Annotated in this window: 25 protein-coding genes; 17 read left to right on the plus strand and 8 right to left on the minus strand. The window is 64.8% G+C overall.

Annotated features, from left to right (window positions below; translation table 11 throughout):
- The first annotated feature begins 98 nt into the window (after positions 1–98).
- The 6 genes from fba to ILT44_RS05705 all read left to right on the plus strand — a co-directional run bounded on the left by fba (position 99) and on the right by ILT44_RS05705 (position 6387).
- Positions 99–1187 (plus strand): class II fructose-bisphosphate aldolase, encoded by a 1089-nt coding sequence (fba, locus tag ILT44_RS05680; protein WP_204238599.1) that lies wholly within the window; start codon positions 99–101, stop codon positions 1185–1187.
- A 404-nt stretch (positions 1188–1591) separates the two neighbouring features.
- On the plus strand, positions 1592–2242 hold the full coding sequence (locus ILT44_RS05685; protein ID WP_204238600.1) for a thiamine phosphate synthase: 651 nt from the start codon (positions 1592–1594) through the stop codon (positions 2240–2242).
- Positions 2242–3141 carry a tetratricopeptide repeat protein gene (locus ILT44_RS05690; RefSeq protein WP_204238601.1) on the plus strand — a complete coding sequence of 300 codons (900 nt, stop codon included), beginning with the start codon at positions 2242–2244 and terminating at the stop codon, positions 3139–3141. The genes ILT44_RS05685 and ILT44_RS05690 overlap by 1 nt, the downstream gene beginning before the upstream one ends.
- A 247-nt stretch (positions 3142–3388) precedes the next feature.
- Positions 3389–4183, plus strand: coding sequence for an inositol monophosphatase family protein (locus ILT44_RS05695; protein WP_204238602.1), 795 nt, complete (start codon positions 3389–3391; stop codon positions 4181–4183).
- Positions 4184–4396: 213 nt separating this feature from the next.
- Positions 4397–5359: a hypothetical protein gene (locus ILT44_RS05700; protein WP_204238603.1), complete on the plus strand. Its 963-nt coding sequence runs from the start codon at positions 4397–4399 to the stop codon at positions 5357–5359.
- On the plus strand, positions 5359–6387 hold the full coding sequence (locus ILT44_RS05705; protein WP_204238604.1) for a peptidoglycan -binding protein: 1029 nt from the start codon (positions 5359–5361) through the stop codon (positions 6385–6387). The genes ILT44_RS05700 and ILT44_RS05705 overlap by 1 nt, the downstream gene beginning before the upstream one ends.
- Before the next feature lie 3 nt (positions 6388–6390).
- Here the strand turns inward: ILT44_RS05705 and ILT44_RS05710 are convergent, their stop codons facing one another.
- Positions 6391–6564 carry a DUF3606 domain-containing protein gene (locus ILT44_RS05710; protein ID WP_204238605.1) on the minus strand — a complete coding sequence of 58 codons (174 nt, stop codon included), beginning with the start codon at positions 6562–6564 and terminating at the stop codon, positions 6391–6393.
- 97 nt (positions 6565–6661) lie between these two features.
- Positions 6662–8461, minus strand: a complete 1800-nt coding sequence (locus ILT44_RS05715) for an ABC transporter transmembrane domain-containing protein (protein ID WP_204238606.1) — start codon at positions 8459–8461, stop codon at positions 6662–6664.
- A 163-nt stretch (positions 8462–8624) separates the two neighbouring features.
- Between ILT44_RS05715 and rpmE the strand changes: the two genes are divergently transcribed.
- Entirely contained in the window at positions 8625–8864 is a 240-nt protein-coding gene (rpmE, locus tag ILT44_RS05720) for a 50S ribosomal protein L31 (RefSeq protein ID WP_204238607.1), read from the plus strand.
- A gap of 74 nt (positions 8865–8938) precedes the next feature.
- Here rpmE and rcdA read toward each other — a convergent pair whose 3' ends face one another.
- Positions 8939–9469, minus strand: a complete 531-nt coding sequence (gene rcdA / locus ILT44_RS05725) for a protease adaptor protein RcdA (RefSeq protein WP_204238608.1) — start codon at positions 9467–9469, stop codon at positions 8939–8941.
- A 385-nt stretch (positions 9470–9854) separates the two neighbouring features.
- The gene (locus tag ILT44_RS05730) at positions 9855–10061 is read right to left on the minus strand and encodes a DUF1192 domain-containing protein (protein WP_204238609.1); all 207 of its coding nucleotides are present in this window, start codon (positions 10059–10061) and stop codon (positions 9855–9857) included.
- Between the two features lie 100 nt (positions 10062–10161).
- On the opposite strand from ILT44_RS05730, the gene ILT44_RS05735 reads away from it, so the two are divergent.
- The 3 genes from ILT44_RS05735 (at position 10162) to ILT44_RS05745 (ending at position 12601) form a co-directional block, all read left to right on the plus strand.
- Positions 10162–11160, plus strand: a complete 999-nt coding sequence (locus ILT44_RS05735; RefSeq protein WP_204238610.1) for an NAD(P)H-quinone oxidoreductase — start codon at positions 10162–10164, stop codon at positions 11158–11160.
- A 200-nt stretch (positions 11161–11360) separates the two neighbouring features.
- The gene (locus tag ILT44_RS05740; RefSeq protein WP_204238611.1) at positions 11361–12077 is read left to right on the plus strand and encodes a DUF1013 domain-containing protein; all 717 of its coding nucleotides are present in this window, start codon (positions 11361–11363) and stop codon (positions 12075–12077) included.
- A 215-nt stretch (positions 12078–12292) separates the two neighbouring features.
- The gene (locus tag ILT44_RS05745; protein ID WP_204238612.1) at positions 12293–12601 is read left to right on the plus strand and encodes a tautomerase family protein; all 309 of its coding nucleotides are present in this window, start codon (positions 12293–12295) and stop codon (positions 12599–12601) included.
- Positions 12602–12633: 32 nt separating this feature from the next.
- On the opposite strand, the gene ILT44_RS05750 is transcribed toward ILT44_RS05745, so the two are convergent.
- A complete protein-coding gene (locus tag ILT44_RS05750; RefSeq protein ID WP_204238613.1) occupies positions 12634–14562 on the minus strand; it encodes a propionyl-CoA synthetase in 1929 nt (642 codons plus the stop codon).
- Positions 14563–14676: 114 nt separating this feature from the next.
- On the opposite strand from ILT44_RS05750, the gene ILT44_RS05755 reads away from it, so the two are divergent.
- Complete coding sequence (locus tag ILT44_RS05755; protein WP_204238614.1) at positions 14677–15435, plus strand: sulfite exporter TauE/SafE family protein; 759 nt, start codon at positions 14677–14679, stop codon at positions 15433–15435.
- A 77-nt stretch (positions 15436–15512) separates the two neighbouring features.
- Here the strand turns inward: ILT44_RS05755 and ILT44_RS05760 are convergent, their stop codons facing one another.
- Positions 15513–15695: a YdcH family protein gene (locus ILT44_RS05760; RefSeq protein ID WP_204238615.1), complete on the minus strand. Its 183-nt coding sequence runs from the start codon at positions 15693–15695 to the stop codon at positions 15513–15515.
- Positions 15696–15981: 286 nt separating this feature from the next.
- On the opposite strand from ILT44_RS05760, the gene ILT44_RS05765 reads away from it, so the two are divergent.
- The 6 genes from ILT44_RS05765 (at position 15982) to ILT44_RS05790 (ending at position 20014) form a co-directional block, all read left to right on the plus strand.
- Positions 15982–16200 (plus strand): YdcH family protein, encoded by a 219-nt coding sequence (locus tag ILT44_RS05765; protein ID WP_204238655.1) that lies wholly within the window; start codon positions 15982–15984, stop codon positions 16198–16200.
- A 92-nt stretch (positions 16201–16292) separates the two neighbouring features.
- On the plus strand, positions 16293–16784 hold the full coding sequence (gene purE / locus ILT44_RS05770; protein ID WP_204238616.1) for a 5-(carboxyamino)imidazole ribonucleotide mutase: 492 nt from the start codon (positions 16293–16295) through the stop codon (positions 16782–16784).
- Entirely contained in the window at positions 16774–17871 is a 1098-nt protein-coding gene (locus ILT44_RS05775; RefSeq protein WP_204238617.1) for a 5-(carboxyamino)imidazole ribonucleotide synthase, read from the plus strand. The genes purE and ILT44_RS05775 overlap by 11 nt, the downstream gene beginning before the upstream one ends.
- Before the next feature lie 169 nt (positions 17872–18040).
- Positions 18041–18277, plus strand: a complete 237-nt coding sequence (rpsU, locus tag ILT44_RS31405) for a 30S ribosomal protein S21 (RefSeq protein ID WP_204238618.1) — start codon at positions 18041–18043, stop codon at positions 18275–18277.
- 228 nt (positions 18278–18505) lie between these two features.
- Positions 18506–19369, plus strand: a complete 864-nt coding sequence (locus ILT44_RS05785) for a tetratricopeptide repeat protein (RefSeq protein WP_204238619.1) — start codon at positions 18506–18508, stop codon at positions 19367–19369.
- Between the two features lie 21 nt (positions 19370–19390).
- A complete protein-coding gene (locus tag ILT44_RS05790; protein WP_204238620.1) occupies positions 19391–20014 on the plus strand; it encodes a nucleotidyltransferase family protein in 624 nt (207 codons plus the stop codon).
- Here ILT44_RS05790 and ILT44_RS05795 read toward each other — a convergent pair.
- Complete coding sequence (locus ILT44_RS05795) at positions 19984–20463, minus strand: GNAT family N-acetyltransferase (RefSeq protein ID WP_204238621.1); 480 nt, start codon at positions 20461–20463, stop codon at positions 19984–19986. The genes ILT44_RS05790 and ILT44_RS05795 overlap by 31 nt on opposite strands.
- A gap of 229 nt (positions 20464–20692) precedes the next feature.
- Entirely contained in the window at positions 20693–22090 is a 1398-nt protein-coding gene (locus tag ILT44_RS05800) for an NAD(P)(+) transhydrogenase (Re/Si-specific) subunit beta (protein WP_204238622.1), read from the minus strand.
- Positions 22091–22092: the final 2 nt, after the last annotated feature.

A 22092-nucleotide genomic window follows, 5' to 3' on the forward strand; every position in this document is an offset into this window, starting at 1 on the left:
TGGGTAACCACTTTGCCGAACGCAAACATGGCCTAGATGGCTTAAGCTGAGGTTCAGCTTCTGCGCTGTTTAAAAGCAAAACCAATCGGAGGATGAGAATGGCCCGCATCACCATGAGGCAGCTTCTGGATCACGCAGCCGAGCACGGCTATGGCGTGCCTGCCTTCAACATCAACAACATGGAGCAGGCGCTCGCGATCATGGCGGCGGCAGGTGAGGTCGATGCGCCGGTGATCATCCAGGCGTCCCGCGGCGCGCGCTCCTATGCCAACGACGTCATGCTCAAGCACATGATGGACGCGGTGACCGAGATCTATCCGCAGATTCCTGTCTGCGTGCATCTCGATCACGGCAACGAGCCCGCCACCTGCATGACTGCCATCCAGGCCGGCTTCACCTCGGTGATGATGGACGGCTCTCTCAAGGCTGACGGCAAGACCCCGGGCGACTGGGACTACAATGTCGGCGTCACCAAGAAGGTGGTCGAGATGGCCCATCTCGGCGGCATCTCGGTGGAGGGCGAGCTCGGCGTGCTGGGCTCTCTCGAGAGCGGCGAAGGCGAGGCCGAGGACGGCCACGGCGCCGAGGGCAAGCTCTCCCACGACCAGCTCCTGACGAATCCCGACGAGGCCGTGAAGTTCGTGGCCGAGACCAAGGTCGATGCGCTCGCCATCGCCATGGGCACCTCGCACGGCGCCTACAAGTTCACCCGCAAGCCCGACGGCGCGATCCTTGCGATGCACATCATCGAGGAGATCCACAAGAAGCTTCCGAACATGCACCTGGTGATGCACGGCTCGTCCTCGGTGCCGCAGGATCTGCAGGACATCATCAACCAGTACGGCGGCCAGATGAAGCCGACCTGGGGCGTTCCGGTGGAGGAGATCCAGCGCGGCATCAAGCACGGCGTGCGCAAGATCAACATCGACACCGACAACCGCATGGCCATGACCGGCCAGATCCGCAAGGTTCTCCAGGAGAACCCGGGCGAGTTCGATCCGCGCAAGTATCTGAAGCCCGCCATGGAGGCGATGACGAAGCTCTGCAAGCAGCGCCTGCAGGAGTTCAACACCGCCGGCCAGGCCTCGAAGATCAAGCGCGTCTATACGCTGGCCGAGATGGCCAAGCGCTACGCCTCCGGCGAGCTCGATCCGACCTTCGGGGCGACCCGCCAAGCAGCGGAGTAAAGAGGGCCTTCAGACACCGCTCTCTCTTCCCTCCCCCTTGCGGGGAGGGATTGAGGGTGGGGGTCGCAAAGTCAAAGCGCTATGCTGGATGTTTAGGCGCCACTCTCCCCGCCCCGTCATCACCGGCCTTGGGCCGGTGATCCCGATTGATTGAAGCGCTGAGCCTCACAGCATCGGGATGGCCGGCACAACCGGCCATGACGTGCAGGTGTAACGGGGCGGTCTCACCCGGTCGTCCGACCCCCATCCCTGCCCCTCCCCGCAAGGGGGAGGGAAAAGGCAGTTGCACAAAGCATTTCATCGATCTGGCTTTCGCCTCAATCATGATCGACAAGCGGGGCCTCGCAAGATGGCCCCGTTTTCGTTATGGGAACGCTGTCTTTCCTTTCTCGTGACCTGGATCCATGGCCGATACCGCCGCCCGCCTCTACCTCATCACCCCTGTCCTGGAGGACGCCTCCTTCGCGCCGCAGCTCGCCGAGGCCTGCGCGACCAAAGCCGTGGCCGCAATCCTGCTGCGACTGGCTCCCGCCGACGAGCGCACCCTGATCAATCAGGTGAAGGCGCTGGCCCCGGTCGCCCAGGAGCACGGCGCGGCCGTGATCGTCACCACGGAAGCCAAGGCCGATCTCGCTGCCATCGCGGCGCGGGGCGGAGCAGACGGCGTCCATCTCACGGGCGGTCCCGCCCTCCTGCGGGAAATGCGCGACCGGCTGAAATCCGAGCGCGCCATCGGGGTCGGCGGCATCCGCACCAAGGACGATGCCATGTCTTTCGGCGAGGCCGGAGCCGACTACCTGCTCTTCGGCGAGCCGCGACCGGACGGGTCCCTTCCCTCCCTGGAGAGCGTGGTTGAGCGGGCTGCCTGGTGGGCCGAGATCTTCGAGACGCCCTGCGCGGCCTATGCACCGAGCCTTGAGGCCGTCGAACCCTTGGCCGCCACGAACGCTGAATTCATCGCCCTCGGCGACGCGGTCTGGTACCACCCTGATGGCGCAGGGGCTGGCGTGAAGGCGGCGGCCGAGATCCTCGAGCGCGAGGGGGCGTCGCGCTGATGCGTCTCTCATGTATCATCGGTGGTGTGTTTCTCGCGGCGACCGCCACGGCAGGCCATGCGGCGCAACCCGATCTCGCCTATGGCGCCTACCAGCGCGGCCTGTATCAGATGGCCTTTCGCGAGGCGACCTTGCGGCTGGAGAAGAACAACAACGACGCCGCCGCCATGACCCTTTTGGGCGAACTCTATAACCAGGGCCTCGGCATCCCCGTGGACCCGAAGAAGGCCTCCGAGTGGTACCGCCTCGCCGCTCAGCGCGGCGATGCCCATGCGCTGGCAGCCCTTGGCCTGATGGCCCTCGACGGACGCGGCATGGCAAGGAACACGGCTCAAGGAAAAGCCTGGCTTGAGGAAGCGGCCGCCAAGGGCAACGCGCTCGCCAGCCACAACCTTGCCCTGCTCCTGCTCACGAGCGAGACGAACACGGACCTGCAGAGGGCGGTCGAACTCCTGAAGAAGGCCTCGGATGCGGAGATCCCCGACGCGCAGCATGCGCTCGGTGTGCTCTACCTCAAGGGTCGCGGTGTCGAACGCAATGCCACCGAGGCCGCCCGCCTGTTCGAGCGCGCGGCCCGCAACGGCAGTTCGGTCGGCGAGGTGGAATATGCCATCCTGCTCTTCAACGGCGATGGGGTCCCAGCGAGCGAGTCCCAGGCCGCCCGCTATTTCCGCCGCGCCGCCGCCAAGGGCAGCGCCATCGCCCAGAACCGCCTCGCCCGCCTGCTCGTGGCAGGTCGCGGAGTTCCCGCCAACAAGATCGATGCAGCCGCCTGGCATATCTTGGCGGCGGCCCAGGGACTCAGCGACCCCTGGCTCGACAATGCGCTCAAGAATTTGACCGCCGACGAGCGCACCCGCGCCGAGCGTCTGGCGGCCGAGCGCCTCGGGATGCGGTAAAAATTGCTCTTACCGTCATCACCGGCCTTGTGCCGGTGATCTCGAATATTCTGAGCGCAATGCTCTTCTTATCGGGATGGCCGGGACAAGCCCGGCCATGACGAGAAACAGATGGCAAACCGCACAAAACTGCACGGCGACGGATCAATCGGGCCTCCCGCCCGGTTATCCACCGCTTGACGCGAACCCATCCGTGGTCCATCGACCACATCTTCTTTGAAAACCGCTCTTTGCCAGGACCTGTACGATGATCCGCTCGCCCCTCATGACCGTCATGACCGATGCCGTGATGAAGGCCTCGCGCTCCCTGAAGCGCGATTTCGGCGAGGTCGAGAACCTGCAGGTCTCCCGCAAGGGTCCGGGCGACTTCGTCTCGGCAGCCGACCGCAAGGCCGAGACGATCCTGCGCGAGTCGCTCGAGAAGTCCCGTCCCGGCTATGGTTTCGTCATGGAGGAGGGGGGCGTCATCGAGGGCACGGACACGAGCCACCGCTGGCACATCGACCCGCTCGACGGCACCACCAACTTCCTGCACGGCCTGCCGCAATTCGCGATCTCCGTCGGCCTGGAGCGCGACGGCCAGATCGTCGCCGGCGTGATCTACGATCCGGCCAAGGACGAGCTCTTCATTGCCGAGCGCGGCAAGGGCGCCTATCTCAACAACCGGCGCATCCGCGTGGCGGCCCGCGGCGACCTCGCCGATGCGGTGGTGGCCTGCGGCCTGCCCCATATCGGCAAAGGCGATCATGGCCTTTTCCTGCGCGAGACCGCCACCGTCATGGGCTATGTGGGCGGCATGCGCCGCTGGGGCGCGGCGGCCCTCGATCTCGCCTATGTGGCCTGCGGCCGCTTCGACGCCTATTGGGAGCGGGGCCTGAATTCCTGGGACATTGCCGCCGGCATCCTCATGATCCGCGAGGCAGGCGGCTTCGTCTCCGATGCCGATGGCGGCAGCGATCCGATGGCCAAGGGTTCGATCGCCTGCGGCAACGAGATCATGCACCGGGAGCTTCTCAAGCTCCTGAAGAAGGCGAAGGGTTGATATTTCTGTTCGTGCCGGTTCAAGCCAACCATGCTCGCGCTTGATCCTTTGAGCGGGCGCGGTCACATTAGTGCATCGTGCGGAAAAGTGGCCCAGGTTTTCCGCGCCGAGCGATGCACCCCTTAAGGGAGCATCGGATCGATCCCAAAAGTGGTTTCCACTTTTGGGCCGAGGCTCCAGGTCAGTCCCGAAGCACGAATGCACAGGATAACGATGGCGGACCAACCCCTTACCCCACCGCGGATCTATCTCATCCGCATGGCGGTCTTTCTGGTTCTGGCAGGGTTTGTCGCCTTCATCCTGTACCGGCAGATCTGGGAGGCCTTCCAGGCCAATCCCGGGCTCAATGCCCTGATTCTGGGCGTGATGTTCATCGGCATCGTGCTGGCGATCCGCCAGGTCTGGCGCCTGTTTCCCGAGGTTCGCTGGGTCAATACCCTCCAGCGAACCGAGGAAGGACTGGTGGCTCCCGAGCAGCCGGTGCTGCTCGCTCCCCTCTCCGCCCTTCTCGGCAACCGGCCGGGCCAGTCCGGCTTCTCCGTCGCCGCGACCCGCTCGGTCCTCGATTCCATCGGCGCCCGCCTCGATGAGAGCCGCGAGATCGTGCGCTATCTGGCCGGCCTCCTGGTCTTCCTTGGCCTGCTCGGCACCTTCTGGGGCCTCATCGACACGGTCGGCTCGGTCGGGCGCATCATCTCCTCGCTGCGCACCGGCCAGGATTCGGCGGTTCTGTTCGACGAACTCAAGAACTCGCTCGCCGGCCCCCTGCAGGGCATGGGCCTCTCCTTCTCGGCTTCTCTCTTCGGCCTGGCAGGCTCCCTCGTCCTCGGGTTTCTCGATCTCCAGGCCGGTCAGGCCCAGAACCGCTTCTACACTGAGCTGGAGGACTGGCTCGCCACTTCCACCATGGACACGCCCTCCGAGCCCTCCCTGCGCCCCGGCGCCAGCCCGGACCTGGCGATCGCCCTCAACCGGCTGACTGCTGCCGTCAATGACGGCGGCGGCGGCCGCGCGGCGACGCAGGCCATGGCCAATCTGGCGGAGGGCGTTCAGGGTCTCGTCCAGCACATGCGGGCCGAGCAGCAGATGATCCGCGACTGGGTGGAGGCCCAGGCTACCCGCGAGAAGGAGCTGAAGCAGGTGCTCGACCGCCTCTCCCGTGAAAGGCTGCCCTGATGCCGATCTCGAGCGCGGGCGGACGGCGGCGCGGGCGCGGCGGCCAGATCAATTACTGGCCGGGCTTCGTGGATGCCCTGTCCACCCTGCTGCTGGCCATCATCTTCCTGATCTCCGTCTTCACGGTCGGACAGTTCTTCCTGTCGCGCGAGCTGTCGGGCCGCGACACGGTGCTCGACCGCCTCAACCGCCAGATTTCCGAACTCACCGACCTTCTCTCCCTGGAGCGTTCGAGCCGGCGCACCATCGAGGATACGGTCACCTCCCTGCAGACCACGCTGCGCGCCAACGAGGCCGAGCGGGCGCGCCTCCAGAGCCTTCTCGACAGCGGCGGCGCAGCGCAGGCCCAGGCGCAGCAACTGGGCACGCAGCTCGAAACCGAACGCCAGGCCACAGGGCGCGCCTTAAGCCAGGTCGAGATCCTCAACCAGCAGATCGCCGCCATGCGCCGCCAGCTGGCGGCGCTGGAGGATGCGCTCGCAGCCTCGGAGAACCGGGACAAGGAGAGCCAGGCCCGCATCGCCGATCTCGGTAGCCGCCTCAATGTGGCGCTGGCCCAGCGGGTGCAGGAACTGGCCCGCTACCGCTCCGACTTCTTCGGGCGCCTGAGGCAGATTCTCGGCAACCGCCCGGACGTGCGCATCGTCGGCGACCGCTTCGTCTTCCAGTCGGAGGTGCTCTTCCCCGGCGGCCAGGCGACGCTGCGCCCCGAGGCCTCCGGCGAGATCGACCGCATCGCCAGCGCCCTGATCGAGCTGGAACGTCAGGTTCCGCCCGACATTCCCTGGGTGATCCGCGTCGACGGCCACACCGACCAGCGTCCCATCGCGACATCGCAATTCCCGTCGAACTGGGCCCTCTCGTCCGCCCGCGCCATCGCCGTGGTGCAGGCCCTGGTCGCCCGGGGCATCCAGCCCCAGCACCTCGTCGCCGCCGGCTTCGGCGAATTCCAGCCGCTGGATAACGGCACGACGGAAGAATCTTACGCCCGCAACCGGCGCATCGAGCTGAAGCTGACGGAGCGGTAAGTCTCAGGCCTTCCCCAGCGCCTGCGCCACATCCTGGACCTGATCGCCGACGCGCCGGATCGCCTCCACCACGTGATGGCGGGGGACGTTCCAGCGGTTGGACCAGTACTGGAGATCCCAGGGTTCGTGGACGTTGATGCGGGACGAATCCTGCGGATGTCTCTTGCTGACGGCCATGCCGTCCTCCCGACCGATCCTAAGGCTTGAACCTGATCAGATGGGGGCGGGTGATCGAATGTCAGCCACCCCGGCAATCTCTTTCGACGAAAACCACTTATTCCGCAGCCTCGCTGTGCTCCTGCGCACCTGTGAACTGCAGCCGCGCCAGGCGGGCATAAAGACCGCCCTGAGCGAGCAAAGTCTCGTGGGTCCCCTCCTCCGCAATCTGCCCCTGGTCCATGACCAAGATCCTGTCGGCGGAGCGGACGGTGGCCAAGCGATGGGCAATGACCAGGGTGGTGCGGCTCTCCATCAGCCGGTCGAGGGCCGTCTGCACCTTGCGTTCGCTCTCCGCATCGAGCGCCGAAGTCGCCTCGTCGAGGAGCAGGATCGGCGCGTCCTTGAGGATGGCGCGGGCGATGGCGAGGCGCTGGCGCTGGCCGCCGGAGAGAGTCACGCCGCGTTCGCCGATCAGGGTCCCGTAGCCCTTGGGCAGGGCCTGAATGAAGCCCTCGGCGGAGGCAAGCTCGGCCGCGCGCCGTACCTCCTCCTCCGTCGCCTCGGGGCGGCCGTAGCGGATGTTGTCGAGGACGCTCGCGGCGAAGATCGTCGGCTCCTGCGGCACGAGGGCCATGCGGGCGCGAACTGCAAACGGGTCCGCTTCGGTGATGGCGACGCCATCGACCCGGATCGCGCCGCTTTGCGGGTCGTAGAAGCGAAGTAGAAGCTGGAGGATGGTGCTCTTGCCCGCACCCGAGGGCCCGACGATGGCAACCCGCTCGCCGGACGCCACCGTAAAGCTCAAGCCGTGGAGGGCTCGCTGCTCCGAGCGGGTCGGATAGGCGAAATGCACATTTTCGAAAGCCACCGTGCCGAGCGGCGGCTCCGGCAGGGGCTTTGGATCGCGCGGCGCTTCGACGGCAGGCTTGGCGGCAAGAATTTCCCCTAAGCGCTCTGCAGCGCCGGCGGCCTGGGCGAGTTCGCCATAGACCTCGGACAGCTGGCCGAGGGAGCTTGCGGCAAAGACCGCGTAGAGCACGAACTGCGACAGGCGCCCACCCGTCATGGTGCCCGCCAGCACGTCCTGAGCCCCATACCAGAGCACGCCCACGACGCTCGCCGAGACCAGGAAGATGCCCGCGCCCGTCAAAAAGGCCCGCATGGTGGTGGAGAGCCGTGCCGCGCCGAACGCCTCCTCGGCGGCTGCCGCGAAGCGGGACGCGGTGGCGCTCTCCATGCCGAAGGCCTGCATGGTGCGCACGGCGCCGATGGCCTCCGCCGCATACGCCGCGGCGTCGGCCAGACGATCCTGCGCGGCCCGCGACCGCCGCCGCACGGCTCTGCCCGAAAAGACGAGAGGCAGGACGATGACGGGTATGGCGAGAAGCACGAGGGCCGAAAGCTTCGGGCTCGTGATGATCATGAGCACCGTTGCACCCAGGAACAGAAAGAGATTCCGCAGCGCGATCGAGATGCTGACCCCAAAGGCCGCCTTGACCTGGGTGGTATCGGCGGTGAGCCGCGAGACGATCTCGCCGCTCCTGGTCTGGTCGAAGAAGGCCGGATCGAGGGAGGTCAAGTGCCGGAACACGGCGGAGCGCAAGTCCGCCACCACCCGCTCGCCGAGGGTGATGACGCAGTAATAGCGCAGGGCGCTGGCCAGGGCCAGGACGCCGACCACCATGATCAGGACAACGAAATAGGCATTGATGTAGGCCCTGCCCTCGTCCGAGAAGCCGAAATCGATCACCCGGCGCACGGCGATGGGAACGACGAGCGTGGCAGCAGATGCCATGACGAGAGCCGCCAGCGCCGCGGCGATCCTGCCCTTGTAAGCGAGGCCGTAGGGAACGAGCGGCCTCAGGGCGCTCAGAGCAGCCTTGGGGCGGTTCTGCTCCTGGGATTGATCGGCCATGTTACCCTTCGTCATCCGAAATCTGGTCGTGGGATGGTTTAGCACCTTTGCGCCGGCTTGTTTCAAGGTCTTAAGTGAGGTATAGGCGCGCATTCATCAATTCAGGCTCGATCTCACATTGCGGGCTGACCAGACTTGGCTGGCCGCAAGAAGGACTATGGCAATGGCGCGCAAAGACACCGATCATCCCGACTACCACTTCATCAAAGTGGTCATGACCAACGGCACCGAGTACACCACCCGCTCGACCTACGGCAAAGAGGGCGACACCCTCAACCTCGACATCGACCCGAACACCCATCCGGCCTGGACCGGCGGTACGCAGCAGCTGCTCGACCGCGGCGGCCGCGTGTCGCGCTTCAACTCGAAGTTCGGCGGCCTGGGCCTCGGCGCCAAGAAGTAACCGGGCGCCTCGCGCTGGTTGCTTCAAACCGGAATGCGAAAAGCCCCGCTTCGGCGGGGCTTTTTCTTGGCGTTTCAGTTGGCTGGTCCGAAGGCTTTCTGCAGCATCCCGAGCTGGTCCGCGACCGCATTGTGCGCCGCCGGACGGGGAGCAGGTCCGGCCTCGGAGATCAGCCGCTCCAGATGCAGGATCCGCGCATGGAGCCGGGTTGCGAGGCCCATGAGTTCGCGCAGGCGGGCCGGCAGTTCCTCATATTCGGCAATGGTCGTCGGGGTGTCATGCGAGGACAGGCGGACCCGGTTCTTCTCGCTCTGGGCCTGATCGGGAGAAATCTCTCCTTCGGCCACGGCCCGCTGCACCAGGAGCCATGAGGCGACCTGCATCAGGCGGGTGGTGAGCCGCATGCTCTCGCTGGCATAGACGAGGCTCGCCTGGCGCTGCAGGTTGCGGGATTCCTCCCGTCCGGGGCCGTCGAGATAAGCCGCCGTTTCTTCAATGAGCTCCATGCCTTCCTGGAACAGGGCCCTGAAGGCGTCGGACCCCACGAAGCTCTGCCCGAACCGGACAGGGTCGACGCCAATCTGGATCACGTCGGGTTCGTTCACGCGTCGTCTCCCAAAGACCCGCTCCCCGCCTGGGCGGAGGGCTTCAACTCATGAGACGATTATAGGACGTTACGGGAAGTCTTGCCTCGGTAACCTCTTCTTAAGGTTAAGCCAGCGCATCAGGCGGAAAAGTGGCCCCGGTTTTCCGCGCTGAACGATGCGCAGATTAAAAGATGAGCATCGCATAGATCCCAAAAGTGGTGTCCACTTTTGGGTCCGAGGCTCCACAAAAATCGAGCCGCTCGTGGCGGCTCTTCAAGTCTAACAGGGAAGCGTCAAACAGAGTGGGCTCGAAAGCCACTCGGCACCCAGGGAGAGACCTGGATGCCCTTTTATGAGCTCAAATGGTTAACGCGCCGTTAAGCATGTTGTCAGGCCATTTCCCTCATCCTTGACCGAGCTTGAAGAAGGCGCTCGCGGCGGCAAGAGAGCTTTCCTTCTTGGCCCTCGCCTCCTTGAGGCGGGCGATCTCCCGTTCGAGCATCTCGACGCGTTCGTCGAGTTCGTCGATGGAGAGCATCGACAGGTCCTGGCCGATCTCATATCCGCTCAAGAGAGGGCGGGGTTCATCGGCGAAAGGATCGAGGGCCATGGCATTCTCCTCTTCAGGTTTGGTCGTGACGTTAATCCGGCATGCATTCCTTGCCAACGGAGCCTATATCCCGGGAGAGTGTTGACCAAAGGAGGGAAAAATGGGGCAGAATCCGGAGATGATGCGCGCGGTCGTTGCGGAAGGAAGCGGCGGACCCGAAGTCCTCAGGGTGGTGCAGCGCCCCGTTCCCCGGCCCGGAGTCGGTGAAATCCTAGTGCGCGTGAAGGTCGCGGGCGTGAATCGCCCCGATGTCATCCAGCGCCAGGGCGGCTATCCGCCGCCGCCCGGGGCGTCGGACATCCTTGGTCTTGAAATCGCGGGCGAGGTGGTGGCCGCAGGCCCCAGCGCCGGGCGTTTCTCCATCGGCCAGCCCGTCATGGCCCTGGTGCCCGGCGGCGGCTATGCGGACTACGCGGTCGTCCATGAGCACAATGCCCTGCCCATTCCCCCCGGCCTTTCCCTCGAGGAAGCGGGCGCCATCCCGGAGACCTATTTCACCGTCTGGACCAACGTGTTCGACCGTGGCCGCCTGCAGGCCGGCGAGACCTTCCTCGTCCATGGCGGCACCTCCGGCATCGGCACCACGGCGATCCAGCTCGCCAAGGCTTTCGGGGCGAAGGTCATCGCCACCGCCGGATCGAAGGAGAAATGCGAGGCCTGCCTGCGGCTCGGCGCCGACGTAGCGGTCAACTACCGTCAGGAGGACTTCGTGGCGGCCACAAAGGAGGCCACCGTCGGCCGGGGCGCGGACCTGATCCTCGACATGGTGGGCGGCGACTACATCCCGCGGAACTACGACGCGGCCGCCCAGGACGGACGGATCGTGCAGATCGCCTTTCTCCAGAGCCCCAAGGTCGAGGTCGATTTCCGTCGCCTCATGGTCAAGCGTCTGACCCATACAGGTTCGACCCTGCGCCCCCGTTCGCCGGCGGAAAAGGCGGTCATCGCCCGCGCACTGGAGGACAAGGTTTGGCCACTGCTCGCCCAAGGGCGCTGCCGACCGGTGATGGATTCAACCTTTGCCTTCGAGGATGTGGCCAAGGCCCATGCCCGCATGGATGGGGGCGAGCATATCGGGAAGATCGTGCTGACCCTCTAGGGCACCGGACTGAACAAGTGAAACCGACTTTCTGGTCCGATGCTCTAATATTTGCAACATCGCGGCACGATCCCTATAATCATCTCGTTTCCCTCACATCGTGAGACGAGATGCTCCGGTCCGCACCGGTTCGGAGCGCAAGAGAGTTTTGCCGTGCGGCGCCGAACATCCGGCGCCCGGCCTGAAGGAGGTTCGCTTACATGTCCCAGGGACCGCTGATGCCTAAGGCGACAGCCGTTTGGCTCGTCGAGAATACATCGCTGTCGTTCGATCAGATCGCCGATTTCTGCAAGCTTCACCCTCTCGAGGTGAAGGGCATTGCCGACGGTGAGGTGGCCGCGGGCATCAAGGGCTCGGACCCGATCACCATGGGCCAGCTGACCCGTGAAGAGATCGAGAAGGCGCAAGCCGACCCGAATCATCGCCTTCGGCTCGCCGAGTCGCGTGTGAAGCTGCCGGAGCAGAAGCGGGTCAAGAAGGGGCCGCGCTATACCCCCGTCTCCCGCCGCCACGACCGCCCGAACGCGATCCTCTGGCTCGTGCGCAACCATCCGGAACTCAAGGATGCGCAGATCATGCGCCTCGTGGGCACCACCAAGACCACGATCCAGCAGGTTCGCGACCGCACCCACTGGAACTCGGCCAGCCTCTCGCCCATGGATCCGGTCACGCTGGGCCTGTGCTCGCAGATCGACCTGGACTTCGAGGTGCAGCGCGCTGCCAAGGACCGCCCTCAGGTCGAGCCCCAGGAGCATGGCGGCACCCTGATGCCGGCGGAAGTCTCCACGGCACCGGAGCGGCCCGCCGACCCATTCGCCGACATGAGCCGCCCGAAGCCGGTTCAGGAGGATGCCATCGACGTCAACTCGGTCTTCGCCAAGCTCAAGCAGCTCAAGCGCGACGACGACGAGGAATAAGCTTTCCGCAAAAGGCCCGGGTCTCCTCCGGGCCTTTTTCATTTGTGTGGCCGTCCAGAGCATGATGCTTCAAAAAGTGGATGCCACTTTTGGGTCCAATGCTCTTGCCGTGTCGGATGTTCACGAGTGGAACAGCTCTGTTTTTAGGTTTCGACCCTATGCCAGCAACTCGAATTGACACACGCCGCGGTTGGATTGGGCCTCGCCGACGTGAGGTGGTCGAAGCGGTGCAACGCGCTTTGCAAACCGGCCTCGAGATTCCCGATCATGGATGCATCCGGCTGGTGGAATACGATGACAGCGCCATGATCGCTCCGCCGGGCAAGGGGCCGTCGTATCTAATGGTGGAAATCACCCTCTTCCCTGGCCGCTCACTGGACATCAAGCGACGCCTCTATGCAGCCCTCGTGGAAGAGCTCAGCGCATTCGGAGTGCCTGCAAGCGACATCCAGACGGTCCTGATCGAGGTTGCGCCGGTGAATTGGGGTCTCCAGGGCATCCCTGCCAGCGAAATCGGACGATGAGATAAATCGGCGTCTCACATCAATGCCGCGGCTCAGGCCCGATCGGGTGCCCCGACAAGCCCCCTCGCCTTCAGCACCTCCCCGATCTCCTCGAGAATGATCGGATCGTCGATAGTGGCGGGGGTGGTCCACGGGTCACCGTCGGCGATCTTCTTCATGGTTCCGCGCAGGATCTTGCCCGAGCGTGTCTTCGGCAGCCGCGGCACGGTGATGGCGAGCTTGAAGGCGGCAACGGGGCCGATCTTCTCGCGCACGAGGCCGACGAGTTCCTTCTCCACTTCCTCCGGCATCTTCTGAACACCGGATTTCAGGACCACGAAGCCGCAGGGGATCTCGCCCTTGAGAGCGTCCTTCACGCCGATGACGGCGCATTCAGCAACCGCCGGATGGGAGGCCAGGACCTCCTCCATGCCGCCCGTCGAAAGGCGATGGCCCGCGACGTTGATGATGTCGTCCGTGCGGCCCATGACCCAGACATAGCCGTCCTCGTCGGTATAGCCCGCATCCGAGGTGTTGTAGTAGCCGGGATAGACGGAGAGATAAGCTTGCCTGAACCGCTCCTCGGCATGCCACAGGGTTGGGAGCGCCCCTGGGGGGAGCGGCAGCTTGATGACGATGGCACCCATGGTGCCGGGGGTAACCGGCTTCCCAGCTTCGTCCAAGACCTCCACCGTATAGCCCGGGAGCTGCACGGTAGGCGAGCCATGCTTGACCGGAAGCCTACCTAAGCCCAGCGGATTGCCGACGACCGGCCAGCCCGTCTCCGTCTGCCACCAATGGTCGATGACCGGAACCTTGAGGATGTCCTCGGCCCATTTGACCGTATCGGGATCCGCCCGCTCCCCGGCGAGGAACAGGGCGCGGAAGGCTGAGAGATCGTACTTTGTCAGGAGATCCGCACCGGGATCCTCCTTCCTGATTGCCCGGAAGGCAGTCGGCGCCGTGAACAGCGTCACGACCCCGTGCTCCGCAATGACCCGCCAATAGGCGCCGGCATCGGGTGTGCCCACCGGCTTGCCTTCATAGAGGATCGCCGTGCAGCCGTGCAGCAGCGGGCCGTAGACGATGTAGGAATGGCCGACCACCCAGCCCACGTCGGAAGCGGCCCAGAACACCTCGCCCGGCGCGACGCCGAAGAAATTCCCCATCGACCATTTCAGCGCGACCATGTGGCCGCCGTTGTCGCGCACGACGCCCTTGGGCTTGCCGGTCGTGCCCGAGGTGTAGAGCACGTAAAGCGGATCGGTCGCCGCCACCGGCACGCATTCGGCCTGTTTGCCGGCCTGCCGGGCCTTTGCGACCGCCTCCTGCCAATCCTGGTCCCGGCCCTCGACGAAAGACGCCGCGCATTGGGGCCGCTGATAGACGAGGCACGCATCAGGCTTCGAAATCGAGAGCGTGATCGCTTCGTCCATGAGCGGCTTGTAGGGAATGGTGCGGGCGCCCTCGATGCCGCAGGAGGCGGAGAGGATCGCCTTCGGCTTGGCATCGTCGATGCGGGTGGCGAGCTCCTTTGCGGCGAAGCCGCCGAACACCACCGAGTGGATGGCGCCGATGCGGGCGCAAGCCAGCATGGCGAACGCCGCCTCCGGGATCATAGGCATGTAGATGATGACCCGGTCGCCTTGTCGGACGCCCATGTCCTGCAGCACGGCGGCGAGTGTCGCCACCTCGTCCTTCAGCTCGGCATAGGAGATGCTGCGCTTGGAGTTCGTGACGGGGCTGTCGTAGATGATCGCGGCCTGATCGCCGCGGGTGGCCGCATGCCGGTCGACGGCGTTGTAGCAGGTGTTGCAGACCGCTCCGGCGAACCAACGGCCATACGCGCCGGCCGTGGCATCGAAGATCCTGTCGGCAGGCTTGATCCAGTCGATTTCGCGTGCGGCCTCCGCCCAGAAGCCTTCCGGATCGGCTTTCCAGCGGGCATAGACCTCATGATAGCGGCTTTGGGTCGATGACATGGCGTTTCCCCGTTGCGTTCACTGCATGAGACTTGAAGCGGCTGCTGTGGTAGCAGGCGTTAACGTCGTGGTCAGCGGAGACTTTCGGCGATCCGACTTTGGGCGAGTTCCTGCGTGATTACAGATCCACTGTTCTATGCCGCTGCCATCCCGGCCGTGACGCTCTTAGGTCTCGCCAAGGGCGGCTTCTCAGGCCTCGGGATGCTCTCCCTACCCCTCATGGCGCTAGTGGTCTCGCCCGTGCAGGCGGCCGCGATCATGCTGCCGACGCTGATCGTACAGGACGTGGTGTCGGTTTGGGCCTACCGGTACACCTGGGACCGGCGCAATGTCGTCATCCTGGTCGTGGGCGCCACCTCGGGCATTCTCACGGGCTATCTCCTGGCAGCCCAGGTCTCGGACGCGGCGATCAAGCTCGCGGTCGGCCTCATCTCCATCGCCTTCGCCGCTCGCCGCCTGGTGCTGGAGCGGGGCGGACGGGAGCCGAAAGCGACCCCCGCCGACGTGCCGCGGGGTATGTTCTGGGGCTGGGTGACGGGCTTCACCAGCATGATCGCCCACGCGGGCGGGCCGCCCTTCCAGATCTATGTGATGCCGCAGCGCCTGCCGCGCGACGTCTTCGTCGGCACGGGCGCCGTCGTGTTCGCGCTCATCAACTGGATCAAGGTGCCGCCCTATCTGGCGCTGGGCCAGATGACGGTCGAGAACATGGCGACCGCCGGGGCCCTGTTTCCCGTGGCGATCGCCTCCACTTGGGCCGGGGTGCTGCTGGTGCGGCGCGTCTCCGGCCAGCTCTTCTATACGGCGGTCTACGTCCTGCTGGTCTTCGTGGGCGCCAAGCTTGTCTATGACGGAGCCAACGCGCTTTTCTGAAGGGCTCAAAGCAAAAGCCGCCGCTTCGGTATGAAGCGACGGCTTCCTGGGGGTGGGATTGGTGCGGAACCGGGCGGCTAATGCACCGCCGATTCGGAGCTTCTCAGCCGTGTGATCTCGTCCTTGAGCTGAAGCTTCCTTCGTTTGAGTTCTGCCAGCCTCATGTCATCTGCGGAGGGTCTGTTGAGAGTATCCTGGATTTCACGCTCGAGAGCCCGATGCTTCCGTTCCAGTTCCGTCAGGTGATTCTGCAGCGGCATGTCAGTTCCTCCTATTGTGATCTACTGACCGGAACATTGTGGCAGACAGAGTGTGGCGAGTCGAAGGCGAAATTCAAAGAATCGAGAGGAGAAGATGCTGTAATGATCTTGCTCTCCACAGGCCTCGAGAGCATACTTTGCCCCCTCGTGGCCCGGCACCCATAGGCGGCTTGGCATCTAGCGCATCGTGCGGAAATGTGGACCCTGCTTTCCGCAGCGAACGATGCGCCGCTTGAGGGATTGAGCATCGGATCAGTCCCTCAAGTGGAGACCACTTATGGGTCCGATGCTCTGGATTTTTTTAATGACCGAATTGGCTGAACTGGAAGCGGAATTGGCCCGCCTCAAGCAGGAACACCGCGATCTCGACATGGCGATCGATGCCCTCGAGAGCATGGTCGCGGGCGACCAGCTGCAGGTCCAGCGCCTGAAAAAACGCAAGCTCGCCCTGAAGGACCAGATCATCCGGCTGGAAGACCAGCTGACCCCGGACATCATCGCCTGAGAATTTCGCCTTAGCGCCCGTACCCCTTGCCTGTGAGGGGAGCCTTCGCTATTCCCGCAGGACATCAAAGGCCCTGAAGCCGGAGCCACGCCATGGCGGGACCCCCCATTGCCATCATCATGGGCAGCCAGTCCGACTGGGCCACCATGCGTCACGCCGCCGAGACGCTTGAGGCTCTGGGCATTGCCTATGATGCCCGCATCGTCTCCGCCCACCGTACCCCGGACCGGCTCTACTCCTTCGCCAGGGACGCCAAAGCGGACGGCTTCCAGGTCATCATCGCGGGTGCTGGAGGGGCGGCGCACCTTCCCGGCATGACCGCCGCCATGACGCCCCTGCCGGTCTTCGGCGTGCCGGTGGAATCCAAGGCGCTCTCAGGCCAGGACAGCCTGCTCTCTATCGTGCAGATGCCCGCCGGCGTTCCGGTCGGGACGCTGGCCATCGGCCGGGCCGGCGCGGTGAATGCCGCCCTGCTTGCAGCCGCCGTGCTCGCCCTGCACGATTCAGCCCTCGCCCAGCGCCTCGACGATTGGCGGACGCGCCAGAGCGAGAGCGTGGCCGAGCGCCCTTCCGATGAGAGCTGACAATTCGATGATCCGCCCCGGCTGCACCCTCGGTATCCTCGGTGGCGGACAACTCGGCCGCATGATCGCCATGGCGGCGGCGCAGCTGGGTCTGAGGACCCACATCTATGCGCCGGAAGAGAACAGCCCGGCCTTCGAGGTGGCGGCTGAGGTCACCACCGCCGCCTATGAGGACGAAGCGAATCTGGTGCGCTTCGCCAAGGCCGTGGATGTGGTCACCTACGAATTCGAGAACGTGCCGAGCGAGACTGCCGCCACGTTGAGCGCTCATACCCTGCTCGCCCCGAATGCGCAGGCATTGGCCGTGTCGCAGGACCGGTTCCTGGAGAAGAGCTTCATCGCAGGCCTCGGCATCGATGTTGCCCCCTTTGCCGCCTTTACGGACGAGGCCGAGCTCGTCCAGGCGCTGGAGCGCATCGGCCGGCCCGCCGTGCTCAAGACTCGGCGCTTCGGCTATGACGGCAAGGGGCAGGTGATGATCGGGTCCGATGCCGATCCCGCCGCCGCCTGGGCGGAGATCGGGCGCGCCTCCTCCATCATCGAGGGCTTCGTGCCCTTCGAGCGGGAGGTCTCCGTGGTCGCGGCCCGCACCGCCTCTGGCGCCTTCGCGGCCTATGATCTGTGCGCCAATGAGCACCGCCACCATATCCTGGACACCACGCGGGTTCCGGCCGGCGTCTCGCGGGAGACCGAGGAGCACGCGGTGCGCATCGCCCGCTCCATCGCCGAGGCCCTGGACTACGTGGGTGTCCTGGCCGTCGAGATGTTTCTCGTCACCGAAGGCGGCCGCGAACGCCTCGTGGTGAACGAGATCGCTCCCCGGGTGCACAATTCGGGTCATTGGACCTTGGGCGGCGCCGTGACCTCGCAGTTCGAGCAGCATGTGCGAGCCGTGTGCGGCTGGCCTCTGGGCGAGACGGCTCGCCTCGGCCGGGTCGAGATGAAGAACCTGATCGGCCACGATGCGGATGCCTGGGAGGAGATCCTGGGCGAGCCGGGCACGCATCTCCACCTCTACGGCAAGTCCGAGGCCCGTGCGGGCCGCAAGATGGGGCACGTGACGCGGGTTTTTCCGGAGCAGGCCTGAACCTTCCTGAACCGAGGCCGTTATCTCTCTGGCCCGGCGCTTTTCTTGGGAAGCAAGCCTGGACAGGCAAGGCTTCTTCTGATATCGACGCCGGCCAGATAGAGGTGCGCCTGACGCGCCTCCTTTGTTTTTTATCACAATCGAAACGGTTCAAATACGAGGAATTCGCGTGCAGGTTCTTGTCCGGGATAACAACGTCGATCAGGCGCTCCGCGCTCTCAAGAAGAAGATGCAGCGTGAAGGTATCTTCCGCGAGATGAAGCTTCGCGGCCATTACGAGAAGCCGTCCGAGAAGAAGGCCCGCGAGAAGGCTGAGGCCGTTCGCCGCGCCCGTAAGCTGATCCGCAAGCGCATGCAGCGCGAAGGCCTGCTGCCCTCGAAGCCGCGCCCCACGACAGGCCGCTAAGCTGTTCTGAACAGGCTCTTTCAGGGCCTGACCTATCGGTTGTGAACCAGCGCCCGACGCGTGAAGCGGGGCGCTGTTTGCATGTCTGAGCCATCCCCTGCCGCGACCCAATGCACCATTCAGCCAATTCTCCGGCAGCACGCCTTTTTGATGCCTTGTTTCACGGCTGTTAAGATTTCCCCGCCAGAGTGCCGCCTCTTGGTACTGAGTAAGAAGCTGGAGACGAAGGTGTTCGCCCCATCGATTCGCCGATTTGCCCCCTTGAGCCTCACCCTTGTCGCCCTCGGCCTGTCCGCCTGCGGCACCATGAGCAGCGGCCCCGCCCAGCGCATCGCCGTGGTGGAAGAGGACACGCAGGGCACGAGCACGGTCAACATCTCGTCCCTCTCGGACGTGATCCAGCGCAACCCGAATGATCCCAGCGCCTACAACACCCGCGGCGCGGCCTATGCCCGCGTGGGGAACTACAGCAGCGCGATGACGGATTTCGCCAAGGCCGTGCAGCTCGATCCGAACTATGCGCCGGCCTATGCCAACCGGGCGCTGGCGCTGCGGCAGACGAACCGCAACGATCAGGCGCTCGCCGACTTCACCCGCGCGATTCAGGCCGATCCGAACTACGGCCCGGCCTATATCGGCCGCGCCAATCTCTACCGCGCCCAGAACCAATTCCAGGAAGCTCTCAGCGACCTGAACATGGCCACCCGCCTCCTGCCCGAATCGGCCGAGGCGCTGCATTCCCGCGGCCTGCTCTATCAGCGCCAGGGCATGCACCAGCAGGCCATCCTCGATTTCGACGCCACCATCGACCGCAACCCCTTCGTCGGCGCCCCCTATGCAGCCCGCGGCCAGAGCTTCGTGGCGACGAACCAGTTCGACAAGGCCATCGAGGACTTCAACGCGGCGCTGAACGTCGATCCCAAGGACGCCAATTCCTGGGCGTGGCGCGGCGTGGCTCTTGAGCGCAAGGGCGACAAGAGCCAGGCCATCGAGAGCTATCAGCGTGCTCTGGCCATCGACAACACCAACAGCGTCGCCCGCCAGGGCAGCTCCAAGCTGCAGGGCGGCGTCACGGGCCTGTTCCGCTCTTAAAAACCTCCGGAGCGCGGCGGCATGACTTCCGCCCCTCCCCTGAAGACGATTTCCGATATCGAACGGCTTCTCGAAGCGCATGCGGACCTGCATGCGCTTCTTGTCCATGTGGAGATCCTCGAGCTGCCCGATGCCTGGATCGGCGCGGGCTTCATCCGCAACAGCGTCTGGGATGTCCTGCACGGACGCGAGATCGACGCATCGCGTCTCAACGATGTCGATGTGCTGTTCTTCGAACCCGATGATCTAAGAAAGGAGCACGAAGCTGACATCGAGCGTCGGCTCCGCACTCTTGCCCCGAACGTTCCCTGGTCGGTGAAGAACCAGGCGCGCATGCACCTGCGCAACGGCGACGCGCCGTATCATGACACCTTCGATGCAATCGCTCATTGGGCGGAGACCGCGACGGCCGTGGCCGCCCGATCCCGCAATGGCAAGATCGAGGTGATGCTGCCCCATGGAAGCACTGATCTCTTGAGCCTGATCGTGAGGCCGACGCCGTCTTTCAAGAACAAGATGGATGTCTATCGCGAGCGGTTGGCCAGCAAGGATTGGTCCGCTCGCTGGCCGCGGCTGACGATGCTGATGACATGGAAGGAGGCTTACCCGACACCTCACAACTCCTTCGATAGAATCGACACGTAGGGCTCGAAGCCGAAGGCGCGGTAGGTTCGCTCGGCCCGCTCGTTGGCCACGAGGGCGCCGATGACGAGGCGCCTGAGCCCCGCCTCCTTCGTCAGGCGCTCGGCCTTGGTCAGCAGCATCTGGCCGATGCCGCGCCCGCGCCAGTCGTTGTGAACGATCAGGTCCGTCACCGTGCCGTGGTTGCGGACATCGTCCGTCACATAGGCGGCATCCTGATCGAGCGAAAAACCCATCGCGGCGACGACCAGCCCTTGCGCTTCCGCCAGGACGATGCGGCCGTTGCGCCGGGACAGGCGCTGCATCAGCTCGTCGTAATACTCCGCGGCCGCGCCGTAATCCCGGCGCCGGTCGCCCACCAGATCGGCCTCGAAGACGTTGAGCTGATGGATGAGTTCGACGACAGTACCCCGGTCGGCAGGAAAAGCGGTGCGAAGGGTGATGGAGGGCATGCGAGGGATCCGGGTCGTGCGCGTCAGGCGCTCGCCTTAAAGCAGATTTCCTGCCTGCCGTCATCGCTTCCCCTGGACGTCATGGCCGGGCTTGTCCCGGCCATCCACGTTTTAACCGGTTCCAAGACGTGGATACCCGCAACAAGTGCGGGCATGACGAAGGAGCAAAGGATTCTCAGCAAAATGCCCGGCACGAGGCCGGGCATCAGACCATCTATGGATCGTTCGATCAGAGGTTCTTGAGGATCTCGTCGACCACCTTCTTGGCATCGCCGAAGAGCATCATGGTGTTGTCGCGGAAGAACAGCTCGTTCTCCACGCCCGCATAGCCCGAGCCCATGCCGCGCTTGATGAACAGCACGGTCTTCGCCCGCTCCACGTCGAGGATCGGCATGCCGAAGATCGGCGAGGCCGGATCGGTCTTGGCGGCCGGGTTGGTCACGTCGTTGGCGCCGATGACGAAGGCGACATCCGCTTGAGCAAACTCGCCGTTGATGTCCTCGAGTTCGAACACCTCGTCGTAGGGCACGTTGGCTTCCGCGAGCAGCACGTTCATGTGGCCGGGCATGCGGCCCGCCACCGGGTGAATGGCGTACTTCACCTCGACGCCCTCGGCCTTCAGTTCGTCCGCCATCTCGCGCAGGGCATGCTGGGCCTGAGCCACCGCCATGCCGTAGCCCGGCACGATGATGACCTTGGAGGCGTTCTTCATGATGAAGGCCGCGTCATCCGCCGAGCCCTGCTTGACGGGCCGGGTCTCGACGGCGCCTGCCGCAGCCCCAGCCGTCTCGCCGCCGAATCCGCCCAGGATCACGGAGATGAAGGAGCGGTTCATGCCCTTGCACATGATGTACGACAGGATCGCGCCCGAGGAGCCCACCAGCGCACCGGTGATGATGAGCGCGAGGTTGCCCAGCGTGAAGCCGATGCCCGCCGCCGCCCAGCCCGAATAGGAGTTGAGCATCGACACCACGACCGGCATGTCCGCGCCGCCGATGGGAATGATGAGCGTGACGCCCAGCACGAATGAGACCAGCACGATCATCCAGAAGGCCGCATGGCTCTCTGTGCGGATGAAGGCCACGAGCAGCACCAGCAGCAGCAGCCCGAGGCCGAGGTTGATGAGATGCCGGCTCGGCAGCATGATCGGCTTGCCGGACATGCGCCCGTCAAGCTTCAAGAACGCAATGACGGAGCCGGTGAAGGTGATGGCGCCGATGGCCACGCCCAGGGCCATTTCGAACAGCGAGCCGCCATGGATGGTGCCCTTCGCGCCGATGCCGAAGGCCTGCGGCGCGTAGAGCGCGCCTGCCGCCACCAGCACCGCCGCGAGACCCACAAGGGAGTGGAAGGCTGCGACCAGCTGGGGCATGGCCGTCATGGGAACCCGCCGGGCCACCACCGCGCCGATGCCGCCGCCGATGGCAAGGCCCAGGATCACCAGGGCCCAGCCGCCGAAGCCGCTCGGCGGCGAGACGAACAGGGTGGTGAGGATGGCAATCCCCATGCCCACCATGCCGTAGAGGTTGCCCTGCCGGGAGGTGGTGGGATGCGACAGGCCCCGCAGGGCCAGGATGAACAGGACGCCCGAGACGAGGTAGAGGATCGAGGCTAGATTGGCCGACATCG

The organism is Microvirga arvi (genome assembly GCF_016892765.1).
GTDB lineage: Bacteria > Pseudomonadota > Alphaproteobacteria > Rhizobiales > Beijerinckiaceae > Microvirga > Microvirga arvi.

Bases quoted from the DNA above. Each gene is read 5' to 3' on its own strand.
- fba (WP_204238599.1), top strand. From the start codon at position 99: ATGGCCCGCATCACCATGAGGCAGCTTCTGGATCACGCAGCCGAGCAC.
- ILT44_RS05685 (WP_204238600.1), top strand. From the start codon at position 1,592: ATGGCCGATACCGCCGCCCGCCTCTACCTCATCACCCCTGTCCTGGAG.
- ILT44_RS05690 (WP_204238601.1), top strand. From the start codon at position 2,242: ATGCGTCTCTCATGTATCATCGGTGGTGTGTTTCTCGCGGCGACCGCC.
- ILT44_RS05695 (WP_204238602.1), top strand. From the start codon at position 3,389: ATGATCCGCTCGCCCCTCATGACCGTCATGACCGATGCCGTGATGAAG.
- ILT44_RS05700 (WP_204238603.1), top strand. From the start codon at position 4,397: ATGGCGGACCAACCCCTTACCCCACCGCGGATCTATCTCATCCGCATG.
- ILT44_RS05705 (WP_204238604.1), top strand. From the start codon at position 5,359: ATGCCGATCTCGAGCGCGGGCGGACGGCGGCGCGGGCGCGGCGGCCAG.
- ILT44_RS05710 (WP_204238605.1), bottom strand. From the start codon at position 6,564: ATGGCCGTCAGCAAGAGACATCCGCAGGATTCGTCCCGCATCAACGTC.
- ILT44_RS05715 (WP_204238606.1), bottom strand. From the start codon at position 8,461: ATGGCCGATCAATCCCAGGAGCAGAACCGCCCCAAGGCTGCTCTGAGC.
- rpmE (WP_204238607.1), top strand. From the start codon at position 8,625: ATGGCGCGCAAAGACACCGATCATCCCGACTACCACTTCATCAAAGTG.
- ILT44_RS05730 (WP_204238609.1), bottom strand. From the start codon at position 10,061: ATGGCCCTCGATCCTTTCGCCGATGAACCCCGCCCTCTCTTGAGCGGA.
- ILT44_RS05735 (WP_204238610.1), top strand. From the start codon at position 10,162: ATGGGGCAGAATCCGGAGATGATGCGCGCGGTCGTTGCGGAAGGAAGC.
- ILT44_RS05740 (WP_204238611.1), top strand. From the start codon at position 11,361: ATGTCCCAGGGACCGCTGATGCCTAAGGCGACAGCCGTTTGGCTCGTC.
- ILT44_RS05750 (WP_204238613.1), bottom strand. From the start codon at position 14,562: ATGTCATCGACCCAAAGCCGCTATCATGAGGTCTATGCCCGCTGGAAA.
- ILT44_RS05760 (WP_204238615.1), bottom strand. From the start codon at position 15,695: ATGCCGCTGCAGAATCACCTGACGGAACTGGAACGGAAGCATCGGGCT.
- ILT44_RS05765 (WP_204238655.1), top strand. From the start codon at position 15,982: ATGCTCTGGATTTTTTTAATGACCGAATTGGCTGAACTGGAAGCGGAA.
- purE (WP_204238616.1), top strand. From the start codon at position 16,293: ATGGCGGGACCCCCCATTGCCATCATCATGGGCAGCCAGTCCGACTGG.
- ILT44_RS05775 (WP_204238617.1), top strand. From the start codon at position 16,774: ATGAGAGCTGACAATTCGATGATCCGCCCCGGCTGCACCCTCGGTATC.
- ILT44_RS05790 (WP_204238620.1), top strand. From the start codon at position 19,391: ATGACTTCCGCCCCTCCCCTGAAGACGATTTCCGATATCGAACGGCTT.
- ILT44_RS05795 (WP_204238621.1), bottom strand. From the start codon at position 20,463: ATGCCCTCCATCACCCTTCGCACCGCTTTTCCTGCCGACCGGGGTACT.
- ILT44_RS05800 (WP_204238622.1), bottom strand. From the start codon at position 22,090: ATGTCGGCCAATCTAGCCTCGATCCTCTACCTCGTCTCGGGCGTCCTG.